We start from the raw sequence: 15,614 nt of genomic DNA, 5'->3' as shown, positions 1-15,614 counted from the left end.
ATGACTGTTACCCTGATCAAGACCATCGCAATGGAAGACGGTCTGCGCTTCGCTATCCGTGAAGGCGGTCGTACCGTCGGCGCCGGCGTCGTAGCAAAAATTATTGAATAAGTAGTTGATTTACTTGATCAGGCCGGTATAATGGCCGGCCTGATACAGCGTTACAGGTCAGTAGCTCAATTGGCAGAGCGACGGTCTCCAAAACCGTAGGTTGGGGGTTCGATTCCCTCCTGACCTGCCATTTCACCTCGGTGTGATGGCTTTCTTCTTACAGGATCCTCCTCGATGACCCCCAAAACTGAAGCCCAAGAATCGCGTTTTGATCTGTTCAAGTGGCTGGCTGTAGTGGCTTTGGTGGTAGTTGGTGTTGTGGGTAATCAATACTACTCCGCTTCCCCAATCCTGTATCGCGTTCTCGCACTTCTCGCCCTGGCTGCTGTCGCAGGCTTTGTAGCTCTGCAGACTGCGAAGGGTAAGTCGTTCTTTGCGTTGGCGAAGGAAGCTCGTACCGAGATTCGTAAAGTCGTGTGGCCGACCCGCCAGGAAACCACCCAGACCACGCTGATTGTCGTGGCTGTCGTGCTGGTTATGGCACTGCTGTTGTGGGGTCTCGATTCCCTGCTCGGCTGGGCGGTCTCCTTGATCGTTGGCTAAAGGTGTCCCGTGGCTAAGCGTTGGTATGTTGTGCATGCTTACTCGGGTTACGAGAAGCATGTAATGCGCTCCCTGATTGAGCGCGTCAAGCTGGCTGGCATGGAAGACGGTTTCGGCGAGATCCTGGTCCCGACCGAAGAAGTCGTCGAAATGCGCAATGGCCAGAAGCGCAAGAGTGAGCGCAAATTCTTCCCTGGCTATGTACTGGTCCAGATGGAGATGAACGAAGGGACTTGGCACTTGGTCAAGGACACCCCTCGTGTGATGGGCTTTATCGGTGGTACCGCAGACAAGCCTGCGCCAATCACTGATAAGGAAGCTGAAGCTATCCTGCGTCGCGTTGCCGACGGTAGTGACAAGCCGAAGCCGAAGACGCTGTTCGAGCCAGGTGAAGTGGTTCGAGTCATTGACGGTCCGTTCGCTGACTTCAATGGTAGTGTCGAAGAGGTTAACTACGAAAAGAGCCGCCTGCAGGTTGCAGTGCTCATTTTCGGTCGCTCTACTCCGGTAGAGCTCGAGTTCAGCCAGGTCGAAAAGGTCTAGGCGGACAAAGCATCCCATACCCCGCAGCCCTGTGTGCTGCGGGGTTTTGTCGTCACTGGGATAAAACGCAAGTCATCCGGGGAGCCATCAGGCGTTCGTACCCGATTTTGGAGTAGCTCATGGCTAAGAAGATTCAGGCTTACATCAAGCTGCAAGTTAAGGCCGGCCAGGCCAACCCAAGCCCACCCGTTGGTCCAGCACTGGGCCAACATGGTGTGAACATCATGGAATTCTGCAAGGCCTTCAACGCCCGTACTCAGGGTCAAGAAGCCGGCCTGCCGACTCCTGTGATCATCACTGTCTACAGCGACCGTAGCTTCACCTTCGAGACCAAGAGCACCCCTGCCTCGGTTCTGCTGAAGAAAGCTGCTGGCCTGACCAGTGGTTCGGCTCGTCCGAACACCGTTAAAGTCGGTACCGTTACCCGTGCTCAGCTGGAAGACATCGCGAAAGCCAAACAGGCTGACCTGACTGCCGCTGACCTGGACGCTGCTGTACGCACCATCGCTGGCTCTGCCCGCAGCATGGGCCTGAACGTGGAGGGTGTGTAATGGCTAAGCTGACCAAACGCCAAAAGGCAATCGCCGAGAAAATCGAAGCAGGCAAGGCCTACAACTTCGAAGAAGCGGCAACTCTGCTGGCCTCGCTGCCTGCTGCCAAGTTCGTCGAGTCCTACGACATCGCTGTTAACCTCGGTGTTGACCCGCGTAAATCCGACCAGGTCGTACGTAGCGCTACCGTGCTGCCACACGGCACTGGCAAGACCGTTCGCGTTGCTGTCTTCACCCAGGGCCCAGCTGCTGAAGCTGCTCTGGCTGCCGGCGCTGACCGCGTAGGTATGGACGATCTGGCTGCCGAAATGAAAGCTGGCGACCTGAACTATGACGTCGTCATCGCATCGCCTGATGCCATGCGCGTTGTAGGTCAACTGGGCCAGGTTCTGGGTCCTCGTGGCCTGATGCCTAACCCGAAAGTGGGTACCGTGAGCCCAGACGTAGCCACTGCCGTGAAAAACGCCAAGGCTGGTCAGGTTCGCTACCGTACCGACAAAAACGGTATTATCCATACCTCCGTTGGCAAGGTCGGCTTCGAAGCTGGCAAGCTGAAGGAAAACGTTGAAGCCCTGATCGCTGACCTGAAGCGTATCAAGCCAGCTTCCTCGAAAGGTATTTACGTCAAGCGCGTTACCCTGAGCACCACCATGGGCCCAGGTCTGGTCATCGACCAGAGCTCGCTGAACGTGTAAGAACATGGCGGCGCGACCAGTCGCGCCGCCAGCCAAAATTGGGGTCCCTGCCTGGCGGGGGCTATCCAAGACCGTAGGCGGCGCAAGCCTTAAAACACCAGCCCACGCAGATGGTGCTCCCGATTCGTTTTCGAATCAGACACCAAAACGACATCCGGCTTCGGCCAGATGCAACGGTAAAAACCAGGAGTAAACCCGTGGCAATTAAACTCGAAGACAAGAAGGCCATCGTCGCTGAAGTCAACGAGGCTGCCAAAGTCGCTCTGTCCGCTGTCGTGGCTGATGCCCGTGGTGTGACTGTAAGCGCAATGACCGGACTCCGTAAAGAGGCCCGCGAAGCTGGCGTATACGTACGTGTCGTACGTAACACCCTGCTCAAGCGCGCTGTTGAAGGCACCGAATTCTCGATCCTCAACGACGCGTTCAAAGGCCCGACCCTGATTGCTTTCTCCAACGAACACCCGGGCGCTGCTGCTCGTCTGTTCAAAGAGTTCGCCAAGGGTCAGGACAAGTTCGAGATCAAGGCAGCTGCGTTTGACGGCAATTTCATTGCAGCGAACCAGATCGACGTGTTGGCTACCCTGCCGACCCGCGACGAAGCTATTGCACGACTGATGAGCGTGATTCAAGGCGCCACCAGCAAGCTGGCTCGTACTCTGGCAGCCATTCGCGACCAGAAAGAAGCTACCGCCGCCTAAGGCGCGCGAACTCTTTCAAAATCATACGTTTAATTTGATGGCTGCGTAGGCTGTCACCCCAATACAGGATTTAAGTCATGTCTCTGACTAACGAACAAATCATCGAAGCAATCGGCCAGAAAACCGTTCTGGAAGTTGTTGAGCTGATCAAAGCAATGGAAGAAACCTTCGGCGTTACCGCTGCTGTTGCCGCTGCTGGCCCAGCTGCTGCTGCTGCCGTTGTTGAAGAGCAGACCGAGTTCAACGTTGTTCTGGTTGAAGCCGGCGACAAGAAAGTGAACGTGATCAAAGCCGTTCGCGAACTGACCGGTCTGGGCCTGAAAGAAGCCAAAGAGAAAGTCGATGGCGCTCCTCAGGTTGTAGCTGAAGGCGTTTCGAAAGAAGCCGCTGAAGACGCTAAGAAGAAGCTGGAAGAAGCAGGCGCTAAAGTCGAGCTGAAGTAATCTCGACCTTGCGATGCCAGCCTGAGCGTTGAGCGAAAGGCTGATGGCTGGTGGCTTATGCCACCGGCCTTTTTCCGTTATTGGTGGCCGATCAGATCGGCCCCGATAGCGAGCTGCAAGACACCCATGTGGGTGGCGCAAACCAAGGGGTTTGCACGATTTTCTGGCTGCTCCCGCCGGGAGAAGCCAAACAAGCAGGTGACCAAGCTGGGGAACGCTGATGGCTTACTCATATACTGAGAAAAAACGTATCCGCAAGGACTTTAGCAAGTTGCCGGACGTCATGGATGTGCCTTACCTCCTGGCCATCCAGCTGGATTCGTATCGCGAATTCCTGCAAGCGGGAGCATCCAAGGATAACTTCCGCGACGTCGGCCTGCACGCGGCCTTCAAATCGGTATTCCCGATCATCAGCTACTCCGGCAATGCTGCCTTGGAGTACGTAGGCTATCGCCTGGGCGAGCCCGCCTTCGATGTGAAGGAATGTGTCCTGCGTGGCGTGACCTTCGCGGTCCCACTGCGGGTCAAGGTGCGCCTGATCATCTTCGACAAGGAATCGTCGAACAAAGCGATCAAGGACATCAAAGAGCAAGAAGTCTACATGGGTGAAATCCCCCTGATGACTGAGAACGGTACCTTCGTTATCAACGGTACCGAGCGAGTGATCGTTTCCCAGCTGCACCGTTCGCCTGGTGTGTTCTTCGACCACGACCGTGGCAAGACTCACAGCTCCGGCAAGCTGCTGTACTCCGCTCGCATCATCCCTTACCGCGGTTCCTGGCTGGACTTCGAGTTCGACCCGAAGGACTGCGTGTTCGTGCGTATCGACCGTCGCCGCAAGCTGCCGGCCTCGGTGCTGCTGCGCGCCCTGGGCTACAGCACTGAAGAAGTGCTGAACACCTTCTACACCACCAACGTGTTCCACGTTTCCGGCGAAAAACTCAGCCTGGAACTGGTACCTCAGCGTCTGCGTGGTGAAGTTGCAGTCATGGACATCCATGACGAAACCGGCAAAGTCATTGTCGAGCAGGGTCGCCGTATTACCGCGCGCCACATCAACCAGCTCGAGAAAGCCGGCGTCAAGCAGCTGGACGTTCCGATGGAATACGTCCTGGGCCGCACTACTGCCAAGGCTATCGTGCATCCGGCTACCGGTGAGATCCTCGCCGAGTGCAACACCGAGATGACCACCGAGCTGCTGATCAAGGTCGCCAAGGCACAGGTTGTCCGTATCGAGACCCTGTACACCAACGACATCGATTGCGGTCCGTTCATCTCCGACACCCTGAAGATCGACACCACCAGCAACCAGCTGGAAGCCCTGGTCGAGATCTACCGCATGATGCGTCCAGGCGAGCCGCCGACCAAGGATGCAGCCGAGACCCTGTTCAACAACCTGTTCTTCAGCGCCGAGCGTTACGACCTGTCTGCCGTAGGCCGCATGAAGTTCAACCGTCGTATCGGTCGTACCGAGATCGAAGGTTCGGGCGTGCTGAGCAAGGAAGACATCGTCGAGGTTCTGAAGACCCTGGTCGATATCCGTAACGGCAAAGGCATTGTCGACGACATCGACCACCTGGGTAACCGTCGCGTGCGTTGCGTCGGCGAGATGGCCGAGAACCAGTTCCGCGTTGGCCTGGTGCGTGTTGAGCGCGCGGTCAAGGAACGCCTGTCGATGGCGGAAAGCGAAGGCCTGATGCCGCAAGACCTGATCAACGCCAAGCCGGTTGCGGCGGCGGTGAAGGAGTTCTTCGGTTCCAGCCAGCTGTCCCAGTTCATGGACCAGAACAACCCGCTCTCCGAGATCACCCATAAGCGCCGCGTTTCTGCACTCGGCCCTGGCGGTCTGACCCGTGAGCGTGCCGGCTTTGAAGTCCGTGACGTACACCCGACCCACTACGGCCGTGTGTGCCCGATCGAGACCCCTGAAGGTCCGAACATCGGTCTGATCAACTCCCTGGCGGCCTATGCCCGCACCAACCAGTACGGCTTCCTGGAAAGCCCGTACCGTGTGGTGAAGGAAGGCGTGGTCAGCGACGACATCGTATTCCTGTCGGCCATCGAAGAAGCGGATCACGTCATCGCCCAGGCTTCGGCCGCAATGAACGAGAAGAAGCAGCTCATCGATGAGCTGGTAGCCGTTCGTCACCTGAACGAATTCACCGTCAAGGCGCCGGAAGACGTCACCCTGATGGACGTTTCGCCGAAGCAGGTTGTTTCCGTTGCTGCCTCGCTGATTCCGTTCCTCGAGCACGACGACGCCAACCGTGCATTGATGGGTTCGAACATGCAGCGTCAGGCTGTACCAACCCTGCGCGCCGACAAGCCGCTGGTAGGTACCGGCATGGAGCGCAACGTTGCCCGTGACTCCGGTGTCTGCGTGGTTGCTCGCCGCGGTGGTGTGATCGATTCGGTCGACGCCAGCCGTATCGTTGTTCGCGTCAATGACGACGAAGTCGAGACCGGCGAAGCAGGTGTGGATATCTACAACCTGACCAAGTACACCCGTTCGAACCAGAACACCTGCATCAACCAGCGTCCGCTGGTAAGCAAAGGTGACAAAGTTCAGCGTAGCGACATCATGGCCGACGGCCCGTCCACCGACATGGGTGAACTGGCACTGGGTCAGAACATGCGCATCGCGTTCATGGCGTGGAACGGCTTCAACTTCGAAGACTCCATCTGCCTGTCCGAGCGTGTGGTTCAGGAAGACCGCTTCACCACTATCCACATTCAGGAACTGACCTGTGTGGCGCGTGACACCAAGCTTGGCCCAGAGGAAATCACTGCGGACATCCCGAACGTGGGTGAAGCCGCACTGAACAAGCTGGACGAAGCCGGTATCGTTTACGTAGGTGCTGAAGTCGGCGCTGGCGACATCCTGGTCGGCAAGGTCACGCCAAAAGGCGAAACCCAACTGACGCCGGAAGAAAAACTGTTGCGCGCTATCTTCGGTGAGAAGGCTAGCGACGTTAAGGACACCTCCCTGCGCGTGCCAACCGGCACCAAAGGTACAGTCATTGACGTACAGGTCTTCACCCGTGATGGCGTTGAGCGCGACAGCCGCGCCCTGGCCATCGAGAAGATGCAGCTGGACGAGATTCGCAAGGACCTCAACGAAGAGTTCCGCATCGTCGAAGGTGCAACCTTCGAGCGTCTGCGTTCTGCCCTGAACGGCCAGGTGGTCGACGGTGGCGCGGGCCTGAAGAAAGGCACCGTGATCACTGACGAAGTGCTGAGCGGTCTGGAGCACGGCCAGTGGTTCAAACTGCGCATGGCTGAAGATGCACTGAACGAGCAGCTGGAAAAGGCTCAGCAGTACATCGTCGACCGTCGCCGTCTGCTGGACGACAAGTTCGAAGACAAGAAGCGCAAGCTGCAGCAGGGCGATGACCTGGCACCGGGCGTACTGAAGATCGTCAAGGTTTACCTGGCAATCCGCCGTCGCATCCAGCCGGGTGACAAGATGGCCGGCCGTCACGGTAACAAAGGTGTTGTCTCGGTCATCATGCCGGTTGAAGACATGCCGCACGATGCCAACGGTACTCCGGTCGACGTCGTACTGAACCCGCTGGGCGTACCTTCGCGTATGAACGTTGGCCAGATCCTCGAAACCCACCTGGGCCTGGCGGCCAAGGGCCTGGGCGAGAAGATCGACCGCATGCTCGAAGAGCAGCGCAAAGCGGCTGAACTGCGTGTGTTCCTGACCGAGGTTTATAACGAGATCGGCGGTCGTCAGGAAAACCTCGAAGAGTTCACCGACGCAGAGATCCTGGCTCTGGCCCACAACCTGAAGAAAGGCGTGCCTATGGCTACTCCGGTCTTCGACGGTGCCAAAGAGCGCGAGATCAAGGCCATGCTGAAACTGGCAGACCTGCCAGAAAGCGGCCAGATGGTGCTGTTCGATGGCCGTACCGGCAACAAGTTCGAGCGTCCTGTGACCGTTGGTTACATGTACATGCTCAAGCTGAACCACTTGGTGGACGACAAGATGCACGCGCGTTCCACTGGTTCTTACAGCCTGGTTACCCAGCAGCCGCTGGGTGGTAAGGCACAGTTCGGTGGTCAGCGTTTCGGGGAGATGGAAGTGTGGGCGCTGGAAGCATACGGCGCGGCATACACCCTGCAAGAAATGCTCACAGTGAAGTCGGACGACGTGAACGGCCGTACCAAGATGTACAAGAACATCGTGGATGGCGATCACCGTATGGAGCCGGGCATGCCCGAGTCCTTCAACGTGTTGATCAAAGAGATCCGTTCGCTCGGTATCGATATCGATCTGGAAACCGAATAACACGTGACGCGAAGGGGAGTGGGGCAGGTAATGCCCGCTCCCTGCTCCGCCAGGAGGAAAGGCCTTGAAAGACCTACTGAATTTGCTGAAAAACCAGGGTCAAGTCGAAGAGTTCGACGCCATCCGCATCGGTCTGGCGTCGCCTGAAATGATCCGTTCGTGGTCGTTCGGTGAAGTTAAGAAGCCGGAAACCATCAACTACCGTACGTTCAAACCTGAGCGTGACGGCCTGTTCTGCGCCAAGATCTTTGGCCCAGTCAAGGACTACGAGTGCCTGTGCGGCAAGTACAAGCGCCTCAAGCACCGCGGCGTAATCTGCGAGAAGTGCGGCGTTGAAGTTGCCCTGGCCAAGGTTCGTCGTGAGCGCATGGCGCACATCGAACTGGCCTCGCCGGTTGCCCACATCTGGTTCCTGAAGTCGCTGCCGTCCCGTATCGGCCTGCTGATGGACATGACCCTGCGTGATATCGAGCGCGTTCTCTACTTCGAGAGCTATGTCGTTATCGACCCGGGCATGACTACCCTGGAAAAGGGCCAGCTGCTGAACGACGAGCAGTACTTCGAAGCGCTGGAAGAGTTCGGTGATGACTTTGACGCCCGCATGGGTGCCGAGGCTGTCCGCGAGCTGCTGCACGCTATCGACCTGGAGCACGAGATTGGCCGCCTGCGCGAAGAAATCCCGCAGACCAACTCGGAAACCAAGATCAAGAAGCTGTCCAAGCGCCTGAAGCTGATGGAAGCTTTCCAGGGCTCGGGCAACCTGCCTGAGTGGATGGTCCTGACCGTCCTGCCAGTACTGCCGCCGGACCTGCGTCCGCTGGTACCGCTGGATGGCGGCCGCTTCGCGACCTCCGACCTGAACGACCTGTATCGTCGGGTGATCAACCGTAACAACCGTCTGAAGCGCCTGCTGGATCTGTCGGCGCCGGACATCATCGTGCGCAACGAAAAGCGCATGCTGCAGGAAGCGGTCGACGCCCTGCTGGACAACGGCCGTCGTGGTCGCGCCATTACTGGCTCGAACAAGCGTCCGCTGAAGTCCCTGGCCGACATGATCAAAGGTAAGCAAGGTCGCTTCCGTCAGAACTTGCTCGGTAAGCGTGTGGACTACTCCGGCCGTTCGGTAATTACCGTAGGCCCGACCCTGCGTCTGCACCAGTGCGGTCTGCCGAAGAAGATGGCCCTCGAGCTGTTCAAGCCGTTCATTTTCGGCAAGCTGGAAATGCGCGGTCTGGCGACCACCATCAAGGCCGCCAAGAAGATGGTCGAGCGCGAGCTGCCAGAGGTGTGGGACGTTCTCGCCGAAGTGATTCGCGAACACCCCGTGCTGCTCAACCGTGCACCGACCCTGCACCGTCTGGGTATCCAGGCCTTCGAGCCAGTACTGATCGAAGGTAAGGCTATCCAGCTGCACCCGCTGGTTTGCGCCGCGTACAACGCCGACTTCGACGGTGACCAGATGGCCGTTCACGTGCCGCTGACCCTGGAAGCCCAGCTCGAAGCACGTGCGCTGATGATGTCGACCAACAACATCCTGTCGCCAGCCAACGGTGAGCCAATCATCGTTCCGTCGCAGGACGTTGTACTGGGTCTGTACTACATGACCCGTGAAGCCATCAACGCCAAGGGCGAAGGTCGCGTGTTCGCCGACCTGCAGGAAGTCGACCGCGTATTCCGCGCCGGCGAAGCTGCCCTGCACGCGAAAATCAAGGTTCGTATCAACGAAACCGTGAAAGACCGTGATGGCAGCGTTACCAAGAACACCCGTATCGTCGACACCACTGTCGGCCGTGCGCTGCTGTTCCAGGTTGTACCGGCAGGCCTGCCGTACGACGTGGTCAACCAGCCAATGAAGAAAAAGGCGATCTCCAAGCTGATCAACCAGTGCTACCGCGTGGTTGGTCTGAAAGAGACCGTTATCTTCGCTGACCAGTTGATGTACACCGGTTTCGCTTACTCCACCATCTCTGGCGTGTCCATTGGTGTGAACGACTTTGTCATCCCTGATGAGAAAGCGCGCATCATCAACAACGCTACCGATGAAGTGAAGGAAATCGAGAGCCAGTACGCCTCCGGCCTGGTAACCCAGGGCGAGAAGTACAACAAGGTCATCGACTTGTGGTCGAAGGCGAACGACGAAGTGTCCAAGGCGATGATGGCCAACCTCTCGAAAGAGAAGGTCATCGACCGCGAGGGCAAGGAAGTCGAGCAAGAGTCCTTCAACTCGATGTACATGATGGCTGACTCGGGTGCGCGGGGTTCCGCAGCACAGATCCGTCAGCTGGCTGGTATGCGTGGCCTGATGGCCAAGCCGGACGGCTCGATCATCGAGACGCCGATCACCGCGAACTTCCGTGAAGGTTTGAGCGTACTTCAGTACTTCATCTCGACTCACGGTGCTCGTAAGGGTCTGGCGGATACCGCACTGAAGACTGCTAACTCCGGTTACCTGACCCGTCGTCTGGTAGACGTTGCCCAGGATCTGGTGGTTACCGAGATCGACTGTGGCACCGACCACGGCCTGCTGATGACGCCGCACATTGAAGGCGGTGACGTAGTAGAGCCGCTGGGTGAGCGTGTACTGGGCCGTGTTATTGCCCGTGACGTGTTCAAGCCAGGCACCGAGGACGTCATCGTTCCGGCTGGCACCCTGGTTGACGAGCAGTGGGTCGAGTTCATCGAGCTGAACAGCATCGACGAAGTGATCGTGCGTTCGCCGATCAACTGCGAAACCCGCTTCGGTATCTGCGCCAAGTGCTACGGTCGTGACCTGGCGCGTGGTCATCAGGTGAACATCGGTGAAGCTGTCGGCGTTATCGCTGCACAGTCGATCGGTGAGCCGGGTACCCAGCTGACCATGCGTACGTTCCACATCGGTGGTGCTGCAAGCCGTACTTCGGCTGCCGACAGCGTCCAGGTGAAGAACGGCGGCATGGTGCGCCTGCACAACCTGAAGCAGGTTGAGCGTGCCGACGGTAACCTGGTTGCCGTATCGCGTTCCGGTGAGTTGGCCATTGCCGACGAATTCGGCCGTGAGCGTGAGCGTTACAAGCTGCCTTACGGTGCGGTGATTTCGGTCAAGGAAGGTGAAAAGGTCGAAGCTGGCGCCATCGTCGCCAAGTGGGACCCGCACACCCACCCGATCGTTACCGAGCTGAAAGGTACCGTGACCTTCGTGGGCATGGAAGAAAACATCACCATCAAGCGTCAGACCGATGAACTGACCGGCTTGACCAACATTGAAGTTCTGGACGTCAAGGATCGCCCTGCCGCAGGCAAGGAAATCCGTCCGGCAATCAAGATGGTCGATGCTGCAGGCAAGGACCTGTACCTGCCAGGTACCGACGTACCTGCCCAGTACTTCCTGCCGGCCAACGCCCTCGTCGGTGTGGCTGACGGTGCACAGATCGGTGTTGGTGACGTTATCGCGCGTATCCCGCAAGAAACGTCGAAGACCCGTGACATCACCGGTGGTCTGCCGCGCGTTGCCGACTTGTTCGAAGCGCGTCGTCCGAAAGAAGCCTCGATTCTGGCTGAAGTCAGCGGCACCATCGCATTCGGTAAAGAGACCAAGGGCAAGCGTCGCCTGGTCATCACTCCGACCGACGGTAGCGATCCGTACGAAGAGCTGATTCCGAAGTGGCGTCACCTGAACGTCTTCGAAGGTGAACAGGTAAACCGCGGTGAAGTTATCTCCGACGGCCCGAGCGATCCGCACGACATCCTGCGTTTGCTGGGTGTGAGCGCGCTGGCGAAGTACATCGTCAACGAGATCCAGGACGTTTACCGTCTGCAGGGCGTTAAGATCAACGACAAGCACATCGAGACCATCCTGCGTCAGATGCTGCGCAAGGTCGAGATCGCCGAGTCGGGTGATTCCAGCTTCATCAAGGGCGACCAGATGGAACTGACCCACGTGCTGATGGAAAACGAGCGCCTGGCAGGGGAAGACAAGTTCATCTCCAAGTTCACCCGTGTGCTGCTGGGTATCACCAAGGCCTCGTTGTCGACCGAATCGTTCATCTCGGCGGCTTCCTTCCAGGAAACCACCCGCGTACTGACCGAAGCGGCGGTAACCGGCAAGCGCGACTACCTGCGCGGCCTGAAAGAGAACGTGGTCGTGGGTCGTCTGATCCCGGCCGGTACCGGTCTGGCCTACCACAGCGAGCGCAAGCGTCGCCGTGATGCCGACAAACCGCTGCGTGTAAGCGCCAGTGAGGTGGAAGCCGCACTGACCGAAGCGCTGAATTCCAGCGGTAACTAAGTACAGGGCAGGGCCCCGGCAAGCCTCGAACGGCCATCGGCGACATAAAATGTTGCCGATGATCGGGCGAGGAGGGCCGGGGCCTCGTCTTGACTGGGTGCAAGATCCTCCGTAGACTTTTGTACCCTTAAATTTGGTGAGGCTCCGTCTCGCCAATTTTTGGCTTTCTTGCAAGACAATAGAGTCGCAAGACAATCAGTGGAGCTAGTAGATGGCAACTATCAACCAGCTGGTACGTCAGCCGCGTAAGCGTTCGGTCGAAAAGTCCGACGTTCCTGCGCTGCAGAACTGCCCGCAACGTCGTGGCGTGTGCACCCGTGTGTACACCACCACGCCGAAAAAACCTAACTCGGCACTGCGGAAAGTATGCCGTGTGCGTCTGACCAACGGTTTCGAGGTTTCCTCGTACATCGGTGGTGAAGGCCACAACCTGCAAGAGCACAGCGTCGTCCTGATCCGTGGCGGCCGTGTAAAAGACTTGCCAGGTGTTCGTTACCACACCGTTCGCGGCTCTCTGGATACTTCGGGCGTTAAAGGCCGTAACCAGGGTCGTTCGAAGTACGGTACCAAGCGTCCGAAGTAATCGGCCGTTTGCAGACATCCATTTTTTTGAGTCGATAAGAGTAAGGTCGGGCAGGGGTCATAGACCCACGTCCCGGGCTAACCTGAAGACCGTTTGAGGGCTTATCATGCCAAGACGTCGTGTAGCAGCAAAACGTGAGATTCTGGACGATCCTAAATACGGATCCCAAATCCTCGCCAAGTTCATGAACCACGTGATGGAAAGCGGCAAGAAGGCCGTAGCCGAGCGCATCGTTTACGGTGCCCTGGATACCGTCAAAGCACGCAAGAACAGCGACCCCCTGGAAATCTTCGAGAAAGCTCTCGACGCCATCGCTCCGCTGGTCGAAGTAAAGTCCCGCCGTGTTGGCGGTGCCACTTACCAGGTTCCGGTTGAAGTTCGTCCTTCCCGTCGTAATGCTCTGGCAATGCGCTGGCTCGTAGACTACGCCCGCAAGCGCGGCGAGAAGTCGATGGCCCTGCGCCTGGCCGGTGAACTGCTGGATGCTGCCGAAGGCAAAGGTGCTGCAGTCAAGAAGCGTGAAGACGTTCACCGTATGGCTGAAGCCAACAAAGCGTTCTCGCACTACCGCTTCTAATTCAAGCATCAATCATTTTGCGAGGGCTTTATGGCTCGTACTACAGCAATTAACCGCTACCGTAACATTGGTATCTGTGCCCACGTTGACGCGGGCAAGACCACCACTACCGAGCGGATCCTGTTCTACACAGGTTTGAGCCACAAGATGGGCGAGGTGCACGACGGCGCCGCGACCACCGACTGGATGGTGCAGGAGCAGGAGCGGGGTATTACCATTACCTCCGCTGCCGTTACCACCTTCTGGAAAGGTTCTGTTGGTCAGTATGACAACTACCGCGTAAACGTCATCGATACCCCCGGCCACGTTGACTTCACCATTGAAGTAGAGCGTTCGCTGCGCGTACTCGACGGCGCGGTCGTTGTGTTCTGCGGTACCTCCGGCGTTGAGCCTCAGTCCGAAACCGTATGGCGTCAGGCCAACAAATACGGCGTTCCACGTGTTGTCTACGTGAACAAGATGGACCGTGCCGGTGCCAACTTCCTGCGCGTCGTAGGTCAGATCAAGAACCGTCTGGGTCACACCCCGGTTCCGATTCAGCTGGCCATCGGTTCGGAAGATAACTTCCAGGGTCAGGTCGACCTGATCAAGATGAAGGCTATCTACTGGAACGACGACGACAAGGGCACCACTTATCGCGAGGAAGAAATTCCTGCCGATATGCTGGAGCTGGCTGAAGAGTGGCGCTCCAACATGGTTGAAGCTGCTGCCGAAGCCAACGAAGAGCTGATGAACAAGTACCTTGAAGAAGGTGAGCTGACCGTCGAAGAGATCAAGGCAGGCCTGCGTGCGCGCACTCTGGCCAGCGAGATCGTTCCGGCTGTCTGCGGTTCGTCGTTCAAGAACAAGGGCGTTCCCCTGGTTCTCGACGCCGTCATCGAGTTCTTGCCTGCTCCGACCGAGATCCCTGCAATCCAGGGTATCAACCCGGACGACAAGGACCTGGACAAAGAAGATCCGGCCGTTCGTAAAGACGTGCGTCACGCTGACGACGACGAGCCGTTCTCGGCTCTGGCGTTCAAGATCGCGACTGACCCGTTCGTGGGTACTCTGACCTTCGTTCGCGTCTACTCGGGCGTTCTGACCTCCGGTGACTCCGTCATCAACTCGGTCAAAGGCAAGAAAGAGCGCGTTGGTCGTATGGTGCAGATGCACGCCAACCAGCGTGAAGAGATCAAAGAGGTTCGCGCTGGCGACATCGCGGCTCTGATCGGCATGAAGGACGTGACCACGGGCGAAACCCTGTGCAACGCCGACAAGCCAATCATCCTCGAGCGCATGGACTTCCCTGAGCCGGTCATTTCGCTCTCCGTAGAGCCGAAAACCAAGGCTGACCAGGAGAAGATGGGTATTGCACTGGGCAAGCTGGCCCAGGAAGACCCGTCGTTCCGCGTCAAGACCGACGAAGAGACTGGCCAGACCATCATCTCGGGTATGGGTGAGCTGCACCTGGACATCCTCGTTGACCGCATGAAGCGCGAGTTCAACGTCGAAGCCAACATCGGCAAGCCGCAGGTTTCGTACCGCGAGAAGATCACCAAGTCCAACGTCGAGATCGAAGGCAAGTTCGTTCGTCAGTCGGGCGGCCGTGGTCAGTTCGGTCACTGCTGGATCCGCTTCTCGGAGCCGGAAGTCGACGAGAAAGGCAACATCACCGAAGGTCTGGTGTTCTCGAACGAAGTCGTTGGTGGTGTGATTCCTAAGGAATTCATTGCCCCGATCCAGAAGGGTATCGAAGAGCAGATGAAGAACGGCGTTGTTGCCGGCTATCCTCTGATCGGCCTGAAGGCCGCGGTATTCGACGGTTCGTACCACGACGTCGACTCCAACGAAATGGCGTTCAAGATCGCTGCTTCGATGGCAACCAAGCAGCTGGCCACCAAGGGCGGCGGCGTGGTTCTCGAGCCGATCATGAAGGTCGAAGTTGTAACCCCGGAAGACTACCTGGGTGACGTGATGGGTGACCTGAACCGTCGTCGTGGTCTGGTACAGGGTATGGATGAATCGGTCTCTGGCCGTGTCGTCCGCGCTGAAGTTCCGCTCGGAGAGATGTTCGGTTACGCAACCGACGTTCGTTCCATGTCTCAGGGTCGCGCAAGCTACTCCATGGAATTCTCCAAATACGCCGAAGCTCCGTCGAACATCGTCGAAGCACTCGTTAAAAAACAAGGCTAATCCCCTTTAGGCAAGAGGTTCACTGTCGTGGCTAAAGAAAAATTTGATCGTTCCCTTCCCCACGTTAACGTCGGCACTATCGGCCACGTTGACCACGGTAAGACCACTCTGACCGCAGCTCTGACTCGCGTTTGCTC

General features: G+C 57.7%; 13 protein-coding genes, 1 tRNA gene and 1 pseudogene. All 15 read left to right on the top strand.

Annotated elements, in window-relative coordinates; translation table 11 throughout:
* Positions 1-111, top strand: a pseudogene (locus ACI2KG_RS28770) (elongation factor Tu); the annotation flags it as partial.
* Between the two features lie 54 nt (positions 112-165).
* A tRNA-Trp gene (locus tag ACI2KG_RS28765) sits at positions 166-241 on the top strand.
* 44 nt (positions 242-285) lie between these two features.
* Positions 286-654, top strand: a complete 369-nt coding sequence (gene secE / locus ACI2KG_RS28760) for a preprotein translocase subunit SecE (protein WP_008089117.1) — start codon at positions 286-288, stop codon at positions 652-654.
* Between the two features lie 9 nt (positions 655-663).
* On the top strand, positions 664-1,197 hold the full coding sequence (nusG, locus tag ACI2KG_RS28755) for a transcription termination/antitermination protein NusG (protein WP_003255501.1): 534 nt from the start codon (positions 664-666) through the stop codon (positions 1,195-1,197).
* A 119-nt stretch (positions 1,198-1,316) separates the two neighbouring features.
* Positions 1,317-1,748: a 50S ribosomal protein L11 gene (rplK, locus tag ACI2KG_RS28750; protein WP_003255500.1), complete on the top strand. Its 432-nt coding sequence runs from the start codon at positions 1,317-1,319 to the stop codon at positions 1,746-1,748.
* Positions 1,748-2,443, top strand: a complete 696-nt coding sequence (rplA, locus tag ACI2KG_RS28745) for a 50S ribosomal protein L1 (RefSeq protein WP_016392127.1) — start codon at positions 1,748-1,750, stop codon at positions 2,441-2,443. The genes rplK and rplA overlap by 1 nt, the downstream gene beginning before the upstream one ends.
* Positions 2,444-2,640: 197 nt before the next feature.
* On the top strand, positions 2,641-3,141 hold the full coding sequence (rplJ, locus tag ACI2KG_RS28740; RefSeq protein WP_003255497.1) for a 50S ribosomal protein L10: 501 nt from the start codon (positions 2,641-2,643) through the stop codon (positions 3,139-3,141).
* Between the two features lie 77 nt (positions 3,142-3,218).
* Positions 3,219-3,584 (top strand): 50S ribosomal protein L7/L12, encoded by a 366-nt coding sequence (rplL, locus tag ACI2KG_RS28735; RefSeq protein WP_003255496.1) that lies wholly within the window; start codon positions 3,219-3,221, stop codon positions 3,582-3,584.
* Between the two features lie 50 nt (positions 3,585-3,634).
* Positions 3,635-3,805, top strand: a complete 171-nt coding sequence (locus ACI2KG_RS28730; RefSeq protein WP_156311420.1) for a hypothetical protein — start codon at positions 3,635-3,637, stop codon at positions 3,803-3,805.
* Complete coding sequence (gene rpoB, locus ACI2KG_RS28725) at positions 3,805-7,878, top strand: DNA-directed RNA polymerase subunit beta (RefSeq protein WP_400619721.1); 4,074 nt, start codon at positions 3,805-3,807, stop codon at positions 7,876-7,878. The genes ACI2KG_RS28730 and rpoB overlap by 1 nt, the downstream gene beginning before the upstream one ends.
* Positions 7,879-7,942: 64 nt before the next feature.
* Entirely contained in the window at positions 7,943-12,142 is a 4,200-nt protein-coding gene (gene rpoC, locus ACI2KG_RS28720; protein WP_400619719.1) for a DNA-directed RNA polymerase subunit beta', read from the top strand.
* Between the two features lie 211 nt (positions 12,143-12,353).
* Complete coding sequence (gene rpsL, locus ACI2KG_RS28715) at positions 12,354-12,725, top strand: 30S ribosomal protein S12 (RefSeq protein WP_003255492.1); 372 nt, start codon at positions 12,354-12,356, stop codon at positions 12,723-12,725.
* Between the two features lie 106 nt (positions 12,726-12,831).
* Positions 12,832-13,302, top strand: coding sequence for a 30S ribosomal protein S7 (gene rpsG / locus ACI2KG_RS28710; protein ID WP_003246741.1), 471 nt, complete (start codon positions 12,832-12,834; stop codon positions 13,300-13,302).
* A gap of 30 nt (positions 13,303-13,332) precedes the next feature.
* Positions 13,333-15,477, top strand: a complete 2,145-nt coding sequence (fusA, locus tag ACI2KG_RS28705; RefSeq protein WP_400619714.1) for an elongation factor G — start codon at positions 13,333-13,335, stop codon at positions 15,475-15,477.
* A gap of 27 nt (positions 15,478-15,504) precedes the next feature.
* Positions 15,505-15,614 (top strand): GTP-binding protein (locus tag ACI2KG_RS28700; RefSeq protein WP_132579187.1); only part of this gene is annotated, 110 nt, incomplete at its 3' end.

Origin of the sequence: Pseudomonas sp. NPDC089407 (assembly GCF_044900445.1) — a bacterium.
Lineage (GTDB): Bacteria > Pseudomonadota > Gammaproteobacteria > Pseudomonadales > Pseudomonadaceae > Aquipseudomonas.
Note: the sequence above shows the minus strand (reverse complement) of the source record. Positions and strands in the feature narration are given on the sequence as shown.